Source organism: Azorhizobium caulinodans ORS 571 (assembly GCF_000010525.1).
GTDB lineage: Bacteria > Pseudomonadota > Alphaproteobacteria > Rhizobiales > Xanthobacteraceae > Azorhizobium > Azorhizobium caulinodans.
In genome coordinates this window covers 240,427-252,879 of the sequence record NC_009937.1, presented here as the reverse complement: position 1 = coordinate 252,879, position 12,453 = coordinate 240,427, and the positions used below count along the sequence as shown (strand labels likewise).

Sequence of the window (12,453 nt, the reverse complement as noted above, 5' to 3'; positions counted from 1 at the left end):
ACAAAGGGCATGTTCGAAGCACGGCTCCGACGGATCTTCAATTACCTTCCTGGGGAGTGCACAGTGAATACCCCTTGGTGCGAAATGGTACCTCAGCTCTGGTTCACATCTGTTCACTCAGAAATGCTCCCACAACCCATCGGTGGCACTATAATCCCGCCGTCCGCCTAGACCGGGAGCCACCCGGCCGTTGCGGACGCGGAGGAACCCCATGTTGCGCACCCTCACCACCGCCCTCTCCCTCGCCGCCATGATGAATGCGGCGCTGGCCTGCACGGCCGTCGATATCGTCGCCGCCGACAGGACCGTCATCGCCGGACGCACCATGGAATGGGCGTTCGATATGAAATGGACGCTGGTGAGCCGCCCCAAGGGCTTTCCGGTGAAGCTCACCGCGCCCAAGGCCCTCAATCTGCCGGAGCGCACGGTGGAGGCGAAATATGCGCTGGTGGGTGTCAGCGCCAACATCATACCCGGCGGGGCGCTGGTGGAGGGGCAGAATGCCGCCGGCCTCGGCATGAGCGGCAATTTCCTGCCCGGCTTCACCACCTATCAGACCGTGACCCCGCAGGATAAGAATTATGTGGAGGTGCTCTCCTTCGGCGCCTGGGCGCTCGGCAATTTCGCCACCATTGCCGAGGTGAAGGAGGCGCTGAAGACCACCAAGGTCTGGTCCGATCCCTCCGCCGCCAGCGGCCCCACCGCGCCGCTGATGCACTTCGTGTTCACGGACCGCGCGGGCGCCAGCATCATCGTGGAATATGTGGAGGGGGAACTGCACATCCACGACAACGTGGCCCATGTGCTGACCAACGCCCCCACCTATGACTGGCACCTCACCAACCTGCGCAATTATCTCAACCTCTCCACCGTGGGCGTGGAGCAGCGGCAGATCGGCAACGTGGACGTGACGGCGCTCGGCCAGGGCGGCGGCCTCGTGGGCCTGCCGGGCGATTATACGCCGCCCTCGCGCTTCGTGCGCGCCAGCGCCCTGCGCCACGGCATGACCCCGCCCAAGGATGGCGCCGAAGCCGTGCAGGCGGTGGTGCATGTGCTGAACACGGTGGACATTCCGGTGGGCGTCGCCCAGTCGCGCCTGCCGAACGGGCAGCTTGTATCCGATTACACCCAGTGGGTGTCCATCAAGGATCTCACCAACAACCGGCTCCAGATCGCCGATTATGCCCACCGCACCAGCTATCTCACCATCGACCTCGCGCCCCTCTTCGCGCTGGACAAGCCGGCCGAGCGGCTCATCACCGATCTGCCCTATCCGGCGGGCGTCGGGGCCGATGTGCTGAAGCCGTGAGCGTGGAGGTCAGCCGCGCTTGAGGCGGCGGGCGGCGGCCATGAGGGTCGCGCGGTGGGTGCCGTGCCGGCGCACGAGACCCATCGCTTCCTCCCGCGAGATGCCGGCCGCCTGCGCAAGGCAGGCCGCCTCATAGGCCTCGCCCGCGCCGAGCGTCGCGGCGGACCACGCCGCCGCCTGCGGAACCGTGGGCTGCTCGCCTGCGAAATGAACGGTCATGGGTCCAATCTCCGTGTCCTGCGCCAGCAACTCGGGTATCAGAGGAAGGTTCCGCCAGACTTGCGTAGTGGAGGTAGGCGGTGCCGGGCGCGCGGGGGCGCCCGGCCGGTTTCGCGTTCAGCCCGCAGGCGTGAGCCGCGCCACCGTCTCCTGCGTGGTCCAGAGGCCATTGGCCATGAAACGGTAGTTGATGAGCGCGGCGAGATAGCCGTCCCCGTCCGGCAGCTTCGGGGCCGCCACGGCATCGCGCACGACGGCCACCTCGTAGCCCGCTTCCAGCAGGTCGCGCATGTGGGATTCCACGCACATGTTGGCCAGCATGCCGGCGACGATCACCTGCCGGATGCCCTGCTTGCCAAGCTGGAGCTTGAGGTCGTTGGTCTGCGGGCCATAGAGCTTGTGCGGCGCGCAGATGATGGTCTTGCCGTCCTCGATATAGGGCTTGAACTCCTCCATGAAGTCCGCCCCGGAGGCGCGGAAGCCGTCCAGCGTGTACGGCCCCTTGCGGTCGAAGGCGCCCACGTCGTGCTGGAACTTCTCCAGCGGCGACTGCCAGCGCCAATGGTGGTCCCAGCAGTAGTAATAGTGCGGCGAGACGGCGACGGTGATGCCCGCTGCCTTGGCGGCGCGGAACAGCGTGACGAGGTTCGCCACGATGTTGGTTTCGGTGACGCTCTCACCCACCGCCGGCCATGCGAGGCCCTTGGGGCTCATCACATCGATCTGCGGATCGATCACCACCAGCGCCGTGCGCGCAAGGTCGAGGGTCATCTCCGTCCGGGGCAGGACGGGTGTCGCCGTGTCGGCATAGGGGCCGGTGAAGGTGGGGTCCATGGACGTTCCTTGAAGTGGCGGATCGAAACGCGCTCGCCGTGTGAGGCGCACGCGGCCCGCCCTTCAAGGCGCCGCCCGCCGCCGCTGCCGGCTCCCGCGGACCCGGGGGAGACCCTCCGAGCCGGTGGCAGTGTGGGCAGCGGACGGCCGGCGGACCATTATGCGGGAGCGCTACCCCGCCATACGTCCGTATGCGGCGGAATGGAGCTTCAGAAGCCTTCCACCACGATCTTGCCCCGCGCCTTGCCGCTCTCGAGGATGGCGTGGGCGGTCTTCAGCGTGGCGGCGCTGATGGGGCGCAGCGTCTGCGTGAGCGTGGTGCGCACCTTGCCGGCCTCCACGAGCCGCGCCACCTCATCCAGCAGCCGGCCCTGTGCGTCCATGTCCGCCGTCTCGAACATGGAGCGGGTGAACATGAACTCCCAATGGGTCGAGACCGACTTGCGCTTGAAGACCGAGACATCGAGCCCGTCCGGATCATCGATCAGCCCGAAGCGGCCCTGCGGGGCGATCAACTCGGCGATTTCCGCCAGATGCCGGTGGGTTTCTGTGGTCGAGAAGACGAAGGCCGGTGCGCCGAGCCCGAGGGCCGCCACCTGCGCCGCGATGGGCGCGCTGTGGTCCACCACGTGATGGGCGCCGAGCGCCCTCACCCAGTCCTGCGTCTCCGGGCGCGAGGCGGTGGCGATGACAGTGAGGTCGGTGAGCGCCCGCACCAGCTGGATGGCGATGGAGCCCACCCCGCCGGCACCGCCGACGATGAGGATGGCGTTGGCCGCGCCCGGCACGCTCTTCACGATGTCGAGCCGGTCGAACAGCATCTCCCAGGCGGTGATGGCAGTCAGCGGCAGGGCTGCCGCCTCCGGGTTGGACAGGGTCGCAGGCTTGCGCCCCACGATGCGCTCGTCCACCAGATGGAAGGCGCTGTTGGCGCCGGGACGGGTGAGGGAGCCGGCATAATAGACCTCATCACCCGGCCGGAAGCGGGTGACGCCCTCGCCCACCTCGACGACACGTCCCACCGCATCCCAGCCGAGGATCTTCCACTCCCCCTCGGGCGGTGCCGCCCGCTTGCGCACCTTGGTGTCCACGGGATTGACGGAGATGGCCGCCACCTCGACCAGGAGATCGCGCCCGCGTGCCGCCGGGCGGTCGATCTCGATGTCCACCAAAGCGTCGTCCCGGTCGATGGGGCCGGACTGCCGGTATCCGATCGCCTTCATGCTCAAGCTCCATAGCCACGTTGATATGGCGGGGATGTTGCCCTACGCTCCTTCAAAGGCAATACGTACAAGGAAAGCACATAGTATCCTTTTTGATACTGTGAGCTGAGGAGCCGGCCATGGCCAAGGTCCGTCATTCCCGCATCGACTGCAGCCCCGGATGCGCCGTGGAGGCGGCGGTGGGGCTCATCGAAGGCAAGTGGAAGTCGGTCATCCTGTTCCATCTGCTGGCGGGCACGCTGCGCTTCAACGAGATCCGCCGTCATGTACAGAACGTGACGCCGCGGACGCTCACCAACCAGTTGCGGGAACTGGAGGAGGACGGCCTCATCACCCGCAAGGTCTATGCGCAGGTGCCGCCCAAGGTGGAGTACAGCCTCTCTCCCCTCGGCCGCAGCATGGAGCCGGTGCTGCTCGCCCTGAAAACCTGGGGTGATGCCAACATCGGCCTCTATGGCAAGCCGCTGGCGGCAGAGGGCGCGCCGCTGTCGCCTCCAGCGCCCTGAGGGGCCCCGCTCCGGAGAGCGGAGCCCCAGTGGCGTCAAGCCTCACACCTGGGCGAAGCCGCCGTCCACGAACACCTCTCCGCCGGTCATGAAGCTGCTGTCGGAGGAGGCGAGGAAGGCCGCTACAGCGCCTGTCTCTGAGGGATCGCCGATGCGGCCGAGCGGGGTCGTGGCGCCAAGGGCTTCGAACGCCTCCTTGCCCACCACCTCAAGGGCGAGATCCGTGAGGGTCGGTCCGGGCGAGAGGACGTTGACCCGGATGCCGGTGCCCCGCAGATCCTCGGCCCAGCTGCGCGCGAAGTTCCGCACCGCAGCCTTGCTGGCGCTGTAGATGCTGAATTGCGGCGTGCCCATCGTGCCGGTCGTGGAGCCGGTCAGGATGATCGAGCCGCCCGCCCGCATCAGCGGCAGGGCCTTCTGTACGGTGAAGAGAACACCCTTCACATTGACGTCGAAGGTCTGCTCGTACTGGTCCGGCGTGATCGCCCCGAGCGCGGCGAAATTGCCGGTGCCGGCGTTGGCGAACACGATGTCGAGCCCGCCGCGTTCGCTCTTCACCGCCGCATAGAGCCGGTCGAGGTCGGCGAGATCCGTCACCGAGCCCGGCACGGCGCGTGCGGAGGAGCCGAGTTCCTTCGCGGCGGCTTCCAGAACGTCGGCGCGCCGGCCGAACAGATAGACGAACGCGCCTTCCTCCACGAACCGTCGCGCGGCGCCCAGTCCGATGCCGCTCCCGCCGCCGGTCACTACGGCGGTCTTACCCTTAAGCCTGTCCATGACGTGCTCCTTCAATGAGGTGGCTCTCAGTTGGCTGGGAACGCACAAATTGACAAGTATGCACCTTTTGGTAAGTACCCGTGCATGACGACAGACAGGCCAGAGACGGACGAGCCGCAGGTCGGCACCTGCACGCCCACGCTGCCGGGCTTCACCTGCGGCCTCGATGCGACGCTTCGGGTAATCGCGGGCAAGTGGAAGCCGCTGATCCTCTATTTCCTCGCCCAAGGTGGGCCCACCCGCTATGGCGAGCTGCGCCGGGCGGTGCGGGATGTCAGCGACAAGATGCTGATCCAGCAGCTCAAGGAGCTGGAGGCCGACCAGCTTGTGAAGCGCACCGATTACAAGGAAGTCCCGCCGCGCGTCGACTATGCCCTGACACCGCTGGGCCAGAGCCTGGCGCAGGCTCTCGTGCCCCTGTGCCAGTGGGGCACGGAGAATATGGAAGACGTAACGCGGGTCTATGCGGAGCGCGCCAGCTGGGGCGCGAGGACGAGCCGGGCGACCTGAGGCGTCTCAGGCAAACCGCGGGTTCAGGTTCTGCGCGTCCGGCGGTCAATGGCCGGGGCGACCATGCCGGGAATGTAGGCGTCCGAGATGAAGGACCGGCAGTGGGCCTCGAAGCTCTGCAGCAGGCGGGATTTCTTGAACTGCGAGACGGTGGCGGTCCCGACCACCATGGGCCGGTGCTCGCCGGCGATGCGCACCCGCACCACCCGCCTCCCGTCCAGCGCGATGTCGGAGCGCGGCCGGACGTTGGCCAGCGTGTAGCCATAGCCGTTCGCCACCATGGTCCGCACCACCTCCTGATAGGCGGAGCGGGAATGGATGCGCGGCTGGATCCCTTCCTGCAGGAACAGCGCGAGGAAATATTCGGAGCTGATGGGCAGATCGAGGAGGATCAGCGGCTCGTCCGCCAGATCCTTCAGGCTCACCGCGGACAGGCGGGCGAAAGGGTGGGCCTCGCTCACCACCACATGGGGCGGCAGGCTGGCCAGCGGCGTGAAGGTGACGCCGTCGGGGATCTGGAGATCGTAGGTGACGGCAATGTCGATCTCGGCGCGGCGCAGGCCGTCCAGAAGGCGTTCCTGATTGGCCTCCACATGGCGGATCTGCGCGCCGGGATAGGCGGTGGTGAAGCCGTGGGAGAGTTCGGGCAGGATCATGGGCGCCAGCGTCACCATGCAGCCCACGGACAATTGTCCGCGCACCTGGTCGGTCGCTTCCGAGGCGACGGCATAGAGCCCTTCCGCCTGCTCGATGAGGTGCTTGGCCTCGGCGAGAAGCTTGCGGCCCACGGGGGTCAGCGAGAGGCCCTGCGCGTGATGGCGCACGAAGAGCTGCACGCCCAGTTCCTGCTCCAGATGGCTGATGGCCGTGGAGATGGACGGCTGGGAAATGCTGATGCGCTCGGAGGCGAGGGTGATCGATCCCGTCTCACCCGCCGCGATGAAATATTCGAGCTGCCGCAACGTGTAGCGCATGCCGATCCATACCCCGTCCGGCGGCGCCTTGCGAGAGCGCCGCCGGAGAATGTCGGAGGGTCCGTCGCACGCGGAGCGGCACGTCGGCCTCAGGCGTCGCCGGGGACGCCGAAGCTCGGGGCGGCGTCCGGCACCAGCGCACGCTGCACATAGGCCTCCATCTGCGGCTTCCAGAGCTGCCAGAGATCGGCCAGCGCGGCGATGGGGCGGGTCTCGTCCCAGTCCACGCGCAGGTCTGCGACCGGCCAGGCTTCCTCGCCCGCCATCAGCAGGCCGGCGGAATGCACCGGGCCCGCCTCGCCGCCCTCACGCAGACCGGCGGTAAGCGCCGCGATGAGGCGGTCGCCCAGATCCCCCGGCGCCGCCTCGAAGGCCGCGACCATGGCGGCCGGCACGCGGTCGGTGGCGAGCAGGTTGCCTGCCGCCACACAATCCGTCCCCTCGGCCACGGCCACCGTGCCCAGCGCCTTGTCACCGGAGAACACCGCGACGCGGCCCTTGGCATCGACCGCCGTCACCTGCCGGAAGGCCATGTAGGGGCGCGAGCCGGCGAGCGCCTCCACGGCTCCCGTGGCGGAGGCCCCGAGCGCCATCAGGTCGAGCGCCGCCGGGCCGAGGCGCGGATCGGTGACGTTCTGGGAGCAGACCGCCCCCACGCCCGCCCGCACATGGGCGCAGCGGGCGGCGACCGCCGGAGAGGACGAGGAGATGGCAACGCCGAAGCGCCCCGTCCGCGCACAGCGCGCGGCGATGGAGAAGGTCATGACGCCAGCCTCAGTCGGGAATGACGGCGGTGGCGTCGATCTCCACCAGCCAGCTGGGGCGGGCCAGCGCCACCACGACGAGGCCGGTGCAGACGGGATGCACGCCGCGGATATACTCGCCCATGGTGCGATAGACCGCCTCGCGGTGGCGCACGTCGGTCAGATAGACCACGAGCTTGCACACGTGCTCCATGGTGCCGCCGGACTCTTCCACCAACTGGCGGATGTTCTGCATCACCTTGTGGGTCTGGGCCACCGGATCACCGATGCCGACATCCTCGGCGGTGTCGAGATCCTGCGGGCACTGGCCACGCAGGAAGATGGTGGTGCCGCGCGCGACCACGGCCTGCGCGAGGTCGTTGTCGAGACGCTGCTCGGGATAGGTCTTGGCGGTGTTGAAGGGGCGGATGCGGCGGTGAATCATGGGCGTGCCTCACGTCTTCGATCGATAAAGGTGCCGGCCGGAGCCGCCCGGCGGCGATGCGGAAAGCGGGTCTGCTCCGGCCTCAGGCCGCGAGCCGATGGAGAAGCCGGTCCATCATCCGGTCGCAGGCCTCCAACTGGTCGAGGGCGATGAATTCGTCCGGCTTATGGCCCTGGTCCATGGAGCCGGGGCCGCAGATGACGGTGGGAATGGACAGGCGGGCATCGAACAGTCCACCTTCCGTGCCGAACGCCACCTTGAAGGTGGAGGCGTCGTCCACCAGCGCCTGCACGAAGGCCACCACCTCCGCCTCCTTGGGCGTGGCAAGTCCGGGATAGTCGTTCACCACCTCCACCGCGATGTCGGCGGCGGGAAAGGCCGCGCGGCGTTCGGCGACCAGTCGCGCGGCGTCGTCCAGCAGGCGGGTGAGCACCTCCGAGGCGTCGTCCTGCGCGATGTTGCGGATCTCGAAATCCACCGTGCAGCGGTTCGGCACGATGTTGAGCGCCGTGCCACCGGCGATAACGCCAGCGTGCAGCGTCGTGTAGGGGATGTCGTAATCCGCGTCCCGTGCGCCGCTCTCGGCGATGCGGTCCTGATGGGTGCGCAGGAGGCCCACGAAATCGCACGCCAGATGGATGGCGTTGAGCGCCTTCGGCGCCAGAGCGGAATGGCCTTCCACGCCGCAGCAGGTGGCGCGCGCCGCGAGCTTGCCCTTGTGGCCGGTGGCGACACGCAGCGAGGTCGGCTCGCCGATAATGCACAGGCGCGGGCGCACGGAAGCCGTGGACAGGCGTTCGATGAGCGAGCGCACACCGACGCAGCCCACCTCCTCGTCATGACTGAGGGCGAGGTGCAGCGGCGTTTCGAGCGGCCGTGCCGCTGCCCGTGCCGCGAGGGCGAGCGCTGCGGCGAGGAAGCCCTTCATGTCCGCCGCCCCGCGCCCATAGGCGCGTCCGTCCGCGACGCGCAGGCGGAACGGATCAGCCGTCCAGGCCTGCCCCTCCACGGGCACCACGTCCGTATGGCCGGAGAGCATGATGCCGGGCCGGTCGGTGGGGCCGATGGTGGCGAAGAGATTCGCCTTCCTTCCGTCCGGCGTTGCAATGATCTCGCTGGCGATGCCGTGCTGGCCGAGGAAGGCCTGCACGAAGGCGATCAGCTCGCGGTTGGGATCGCGGCTCACCGTCGGAAAGGCGATCAGCCGATCGAGGAGATCGAGCGTGCTCATAGGTAGAGGTGGCGCACGGCGTCGTTGGAGAGGAGCGTTGCCGCGTCCCCGGAGGCGACGACACGTCCCTTCACCAGCATGATGCCCCGGTGCGCGATGGAGAGCGCCGTCTCGGCATTCTGCTCGATCAGCAGAACGGTGGTGCCGCGCCTGTTGATCTCCGCCACCGTGTCGAAATATTCGTCGATCAGCTTCGGCGAGAGGCCGAGCGAGGGCTCGTCCATCACCACCAGCTTGGGTGCGCCGATGAGGGCACGCGCCAGCGCCACCATGGCCTGCTCACCGCCCGACAGCGTGCCGGCGCGCTGGTTGATCCGCTCGCGCACGCGGGGGAAGAGATCGAGCATCTGCTCCAGCCGGTCGGCGAAGCGGCCTTGTCCCTTCTGCGCCTCGAAGCCGAGGCGAATGTTGTCGCGCACGCTGATCTCCGCGAACAGGCGCCGGCCTTCCGGCACGAAGCCGATGCCAAGCGCGCTCAACGCCTCCGTGCGCAGGGTGGCAAGGTCCTGCCCCATGATGCGCACCCGGCCGGCGCTCAGCGGAAGCAGGCCGGAGATGGCGCGGAATGTGGTGGTCTTGCCGGCGCCGTTGGGGCCGAGGATGCAGACGAGCTCACCGGCCTTCACGGAGAAGGACACGTCCCGCAGCATGGCGACGACGCCATAATTGGTGTCGACCTTCTCAAGCTCCAGCATGCTGCCCCGCCTTGCGTCCGAGATAGGCTTCCTGGACCCGCGGGATCTTGCGGATCTCCTCATACGGCCCGTCGGCCAGCTTCTGCCCGTAGTCCAGCACCATGACGCGATGGGGCAGGCTCGCCACGAGGCGCATGTCGTGCTCGATGATCATCAGTGCGAGGTCCGGCTGCTCGGCGCAGACGCTGCGGATGTCGTCCATCAGCGCATCGGTGTCGGCGTCGTCCATGCCGGAGGACGGCTCGTCGAGCAGCAGCACCTTCGGCTCGGTGGCGAGGGCGCGGGCGATCTCCAGCCGGCGCCGGTCGGCCTGCGCCAGTTCACCGGCCGGGCGGTGGCGCTGGTCATAAAGGCTGCGCGAGACGCTCTTCAGCAACCGTTCGGCATGGGCGGCGGAGGTCGCCAGCTCCGCCTTCGCCTTGCCTCTCCGGAAGATGGCGTCGAACACGCCGCTCTTCGTGTGGGTGTGGCGGCCGATGATAACGTTGTCGAGCACGCTCAGATCACCGAACAGCCGGCTGGACTGGAAGGTGCGGGCAATGCCGCGCGCGACGATGCGGTGCGCCGGCACGCCGTTGAGCTTCTGGCCCTCCAGCCGCACCTCACCCGAGGAGGGGATGTAGATGCCGGTGATGATGTTGAGCAGCGTGGATTTGCCCGCGCCGTTGGGGCCGATGATCCCGAGGATCTCGCCCCGCCGCAGGCTGAACTCCACCTGCGCCATGGCGACGATGCCGCCGAAGCGCATGGTGAGGTTCTCGCCCTCGAGAACGACGGGAGAAGAAGCGTCGAAGCCCATCGGTCAGTCTCCGTAGCGCCGCAGGCGCTGGGGAAAGAGCCCCTGGGGGCGGATCATGAGGAAGGCGATGACGGTGACGCCGAAGAACAGGATGCGGTAGTCCGAGAAGGCACGCAGCTTTTCCGGCAGCAGCGTGAGCAGGAAGGCGCCGACGATCACGCCGAGGATGTTGTCCATGCCGCCTGCGATCACCATGGTCATGATCGTCACCGAGACGAGGAAGGTGAAGTTGTCCGGCGAGATGAAGCCCACATAGAAGGCGTAGATCGTGCCTGCAAAGCCGGCGAGGAAGGCATCCACCGCGAAGGCCAGCACCTTGTACCAGGTGACGTTGATGCCCTGGCAGCGGGCGGCGAGCTCATCCGCCCGCAGCGCATTCCAGGCAAGGCCTACGCGGGAATCGTGCAGCCGCTCGGCGAACAGGATGGAGACCAGGACCAGCAGCGCGGAGAGGTAGTAGAAATTCGCCTGCGGCGGCAGCTCGGCGCCGAGGATCACGAGCGGCGAGGCGAAGGAGTGGCCGAACAGCTCGGGCACCGGAATGCCCACGAGGCCGTTCGGGCCGCCGGTGAAATCCAGATTGTTGAGAAGCTGGTTGACCACGACCCCGAACGCGATGGTCACCAGCGCCAGATAGCTGTCGCGGGTGCGCATGGACGGGATGCCGAGCAGGAAGCCGAACACGGTGGCTACAATGGCGGCGGCCGGCAGCGCCAGCCAGAAGCTGACGCCGAAATTCAGCGCCAGCAGGGCCGAGGCATAGGCTCCGATGCCATAGGACGCGCCGGTGGCGAAGTTCGGGATATTGGCGCTGCCGAGCTGGAAATTGAGCGCGAGCGCCAGCACGGCATAGAGCATGGAGATGACGCACAGATGCAGCGCATAGGTGTTGCCTTCCAGCGCGAACGGGAAGGCTAGCACGATGGCGATGCCGAGCAGCATGGCGAGGCGCGACTGGGCCGCGAACGCCCCTTCGATCCGCGCCTCCAGCGCCGGCTGCCGCTCCATCAGCACGAGCGCGCCCGCGAAGGCCGCCAGCAGGGCGATGACGAGGCGCCAGTCATCGGTGAGCAGGAACTGGCGCAGATAGAGCGCGCCGACCAGTTCCACCGCGACGACGGTGAGTGCGTCGCCCACGCGGGCGGAGGCGGAGCGTCGCATGGCGAGGCTGTCCGTCATCACACTTTCTCCACGAGGGTGCGGCCCATGAGGCCGGACGGCCGGAACACCAGCACGGCGATGACAAGCAGGAAGACGAAGACGAGGCGGTAGGACGCCCCGTTCGGCACCACCGCCTGCACCAGCGTGTCGAGCCCGGCGATCAGCAGGCTGCCGATGATGGCGCCGGGCATGGAGCCGAGACCGCCCACCACAGCGGCGGAGAAGCCGATGAGGCCCACGTCCACGCTGAAATCGAAGCGCGCCATGCCCGCATAGCTGGAGAAGAACAGGCCGCCCACGGCACCGATGGCCGACGCGACGAAGAAGGTGGCGCGGAAGATGCGGCCGGGATCGATGGCCATGAGCCGGGCGGCGTCACGGTCCTGCGAGACGGCCTTGATGTGCAGACCGAGGCGCGTGCCGTTCAGCATCAGGAACAGCGCGCACACGCAGGCGACCGACACCGCGACCACCATCAGGCTGAAGACCGGCACGTTGAACCGGCCGAGCGTGATATCGCCCGAGACGAGGCGCGGAAAGGCGTGCGGGTTGCTGCCATTGGGAAACAGGTGACGGATCAGCTCGCGCAGGACGATGCCCAGCGCCACGGTCGCCACCAGCGCCATCATCGCCGGCGCTTTCCGGAAGCGCTGGATGACGACGATATCCAGCAGCACGCCGATGACGCCGGTGAGGCCGATGGCAATGGCGAGCGCCAGCAGGAAGACGGCCGGGGAGGCGGCATCTCCCAGCGCCGATCCCACGGCCGATACCGCCGCGAGCGCGAGGAAGGGCGCCAGCAGCGACACGTCGCCGTGGGAGAAATGGATGATGTTCAGAACGCCGAACAGCAGGCTGAAGCCGAGCGCGATAAGGGCGTAGATGCTGCCAAGGGTGATCCAGTTGACGATCTGCTGGAAGACGATGTCATCCATGGCCCCTCCCTTGGGCGATGCGGCGCGCGGCATGCCTGCGTCTTGTCCGGAAAAGCACGAGGAGCGGGGGATGTGCGAGGCGCGTCCCCGTC

At 67.7% G+C, this 12,453-nt stretch carries 15 protein-coding genes; 3 read left to right on the top strand and 12 right to left on the bottom strand.

Annotated features, from left to right (window positions below; translation table 11 throughout):
• Positions 1–211 precede the first annotated feature (211 nt).
• A complete protein-coding gene (locus AZC_RS01065) occupies positions 212–1,309 on the top strand; it encodes a choloylglycine hydrolase family protein (protein WP_043878734.1) in 1,098 nt (365 codons plus the stop codon).
• A 9-nt stretch (positions 1,310–1,318) separates the two neighbouring features.
• Here the strand turns inward: AZC_RS01065 and AZC_RS01060 are convergent, their stop codons facing one another.
• From AZC_RS01060 to AZC_RS01050, 3 genes are all read right to left on the bottom strand, one after another.
• Positions 1,319–1,528 carry a hypothetical protein gene (locus tag AZC_RS01060; RefSeq protein WP_012168741.1) on the bottom strand — a complete coding sequence of 70 codons (210 nt, stop codon included), beginning with the start codon at positions 1,526–1,528 and terminating at the stop codon, positions 1,319–1,321.
• Between the two features lie 117 nt (positions 1,529–1,645).
• Entirely contained in the window at positions 1,646–2,362 is a 717-nt protein-coding gene (locus tag AZC_RS01055) for an isochorismatase family protein (protein WP_043878733.1), read from the bottom strand.
• Between the two features lie 209 nt (positions 2,363–2,571).
• Entirely contained in the window at positions 2,572–3,585 is a 1,014-nt protein-coding gene (locus AZC_RS01050; RefSeq protein WP_043878732.1) for a zinc-binding alcohol dehydrogenase family protein, read from the bottom strand.
• A gap of 119 nt (positions 3,586–3,704) precedes the next feature.
• On the opposite strand from AZC_RS01050, the gene AZC_RS01045 reads away from it, so the two are divergent.
• The gene (locus AZC_RS01045; RefSeq protein ID WP_012168738.1) at positions 3,705–4,091 is read left to right on the top strand and encodes a winged helix-turn-helix transcriptional regulator; all 387 of its coding nucleotides are present in this window, start codon (positions 3,705–3,707) and stop codon (positions 4,089–4,091) included.
• 42 nt (positions 4,092–4,133) lie between these two features.
• On the opposite strand, the gene AZC_RS01040 is transcribed toward AZC_RS01045, so the two are convergent.
• The gene (locus AZC_RS01040; RefSeq protein WP_012168737.1) at positions 4,134–4,868 is read right to left on the bottom strand and encodes an SDR family NAD(P)-dependent oxidoreductase; all 735 of its coding nucleotides are present in this window, start codon (positions 4,866–4,868) and stop codon (positions 4,134–4,136) included.
• Positions 4,869–4,952: 84 nt separating this feature from the next.
• On the opposite strand from AZC_RS01040, the gene AZC_RS01035 reads away from it, so the two are divergent.
• The gene (locus AZC_RS01035; RefSeq protein ID WP_081433861.1) at positions 4,953–5,378 is read left to right on the top strand and encodes a winged helix-turn-helix transcriptional regulator; all 426 of its coding nucleotides are present in this window, start codon (positions 4,953–4,955) and stop codon (positions 5,376–5,378) included.
• 23 nt (positions 5,379–5,401) lie between these two features.
• On the opposite strand, the gene AZC_RS01030 is transcribed toward AZC_RS01035, so the two are convergent.
• The 8 genes from AZC_RS01030 to AZC_RS00995 form a co-directional block, all read right to left on the bottom strand.
• Positions 5,402–6,352 (bottom strand): LysR family transcriptional regulator, encoded by a 951-nt coding sequence (locus AZC_RS01030; protein ID WP_012168735.1) that lies wholly within the window; start codon positions 6,350–6,352, stop codon positions 5,402–5,404.
• Positions 6,353–6,441: 89 nt separating this feature from the next.
• A complete protein-coding gene (locus AZC_RS01025) occupies positions 6,442–7,116 on the bottom strand; it encodes a DUF1028 domain-containing protein (RefSeq protein ID WP_012168734.1) in 675 nt (224 codons plus the stop codon).
• Between the two features lie 10 nt (positions 7,117–7,126).
• Positions 7,127–7,540 carry a RidA family protein gene (locus tag AZC_RS01020; protein WP_012168733.1) on the bottom strand — a complete coding sequence of 138 codons (414 nt, stop codon included), beginning with the start codon at positions 7,538–7,540 and terminating at the stop codon, positions 7,127–7,129.
• Between the two features lie 82 nt (positions 7,541–7,622).
• Complete coding sequence (argE, locus tag AZC_RS01015; protein WP_012168732.1) at positions 7,623–8,771, bottom strand: acetylornithine deacetylase; 1,149 nt, start codon at positions 8,769–8,771, stop codon at positions 7,623–7,625.
• The gene (locus AZC_RS01010; RefSeq protein ID WP_043878731.1) at positions 8,768–9,466 is read right to left on the bottom strand and encodes an ABC transporter ATP-binding protein; all 699 of its coding nucleotides are present in this window, start codon (positions 9,464–9,466) and stop codon (positions 8,768–8,770) included. Before AZC_RS01010 ends, argE begins: the two co-directional genes overlap by 4 nt.
• Positions 9,453–10,265, bottom strand: coding sequence for an ABC transporter ATP-binding protein (locus AZC_RS01005; protein WP_012168730.1), 813 nt, complete (start codon positions 10,263–10,265; stop codon positions 9,453–9,455). Before AZC_RS01005 ends, AZC_RS01010 begins: the two co-directional genes overlap by 14 nt.
• A gap of 3 nt (positions 10,266–10,268) precedes the next feature.
• Complete coding sequence (locus tag AZC_RS01000; RefSeq protein WP_148209776.1) at positions 10,269–11,444, bottom strand: branched-chain amino acid ABC transporter permease; 1,176 nt, start codon at positions 11,442–11,444, stop codon at positions 10,269–10,271.
• Positions 11,444–12,361 carry a branched-chain amino acid ABC transporter permease gene (locus AZC_RS00995; protein WP_043878730.1) on the bottom strand — a complete coding sequence of 306 codons (918 nt, stop codon included), beginning with the start codon at positions 12,359–12,361 and terminating at the stop codon, positions 11,444–11,446. Before AZC_RS00995 ends, AZC_RS01000 begins: the two co-directional genes overlap by 1 nt.
• Between the last annotated feature and the right edge of the window lie 92 nt (positions 12,362–12,453).

Bases quoted from the DNA above. Each gene is read 5' to 3' on its own strand.
- AZC_RS01060 (WP_012168741.1), bottom strand. From the start codon at position 1,528: ATGACCGTTCATTTCGCAGGCGAGCAGCCCACGGTTCCGCAGGCGGCG.
- AZC_RS01010 (WP_043878731.1), bottom strand. From the start codon at position 9,466: ATGCTGGAGCTTGAGAAGGTCGACACCAATTATGGCGTCGTCGCCATG.
- argE (WP_012168732.1), bottom strand. From the start codon at position 8,771: ATGAGCACGCTCGATCTCCTCGATCGGCTGATCGCCTTTCCGACGGTG.
- AZC_RS01055 (WP_043878733.1), bottom strand. From the start codon at position 2,362: ATGGACCCCACCTTCACCGGCCCCTATGCCGACACGGCGACACCCGTC.
- AZC_RS00995 (WP_043878730.1), bottom strand. From the start codon at position 12,361: ATGGATGACATCGTCTTCCAGCAGATCGTCAACTGGATCACCCTTGGC.
- AZC_RS01005 (WP_012168730.1), bottom strand. From the start codon at position 10,265: ATGGGCTTCGACGCTTCTTCTCCCGTCGTTCTCGAGGGCGAGAACCTC.
- AZC_RS01025 (WP_012168734.1), bottom strand. From the start codon at position 7,116: ATGACCTTCTCCATCGCCGCGCGCTGTGCGCGGACGGGGCGCTTCGGC.
- AZC_RS01000 (WP_148209776.1), bottom strand. From the start codon at position 11,444: ATGACGGACAGCCTCGCCATGCGACGCTCCGCCTCCGCCCGCGTGGGC.
- AZC_RS01030 (WP_012168735.1), bottom strand. From the start codon at position 6,352: ATGCGCTACACGTTGCGGCAGCTCGAATATTTCATCGCGGCGGGTGAG.
- AZC_RS01035 (WP_081433861.1), top strand. From the start codon at position 4,953: ATGACGACAGACAGGCCAGAGACGGACGAGCCGCAGGTCGGCACCTGC.
- AZC_RS01040 (WP_012168737.1), bottom strand. From the start codon at position 4,868: ATGGACAGGCTTAAGGGTAAGACCGCCGTAGTGACCGGCGGCGGGAGC.
- AZC_RS01045 (WP_012168738.1), top strand. From the start codon at position 3,705: ATGGCCAAGGTCCGTCATTCCCGCATCGACTGCAGCCCCGGATGCGCC.
- AZC_RS01065 (WP_043878734.1), top strand. From the start codon at position 212: ATGTTGCGCACCCTCACCACCGCCCTCTCCCTCGCCGCCATGATGAAT.
- AZC_RS01020 (WP_012168733.1), bottom strand. From the start codon at position 7,540: ATGATTCACCGCCGCATCCGCCCCTTCAACACCGCCAAGACCTATCCC.
- AZC_RS01050 (WP_043878732.1), bottom strand. From the start codon at position 3,585: ATGAAGGCGATCGGATACCGGCAGTCCGGCCCCATCGACCGGGACGAC.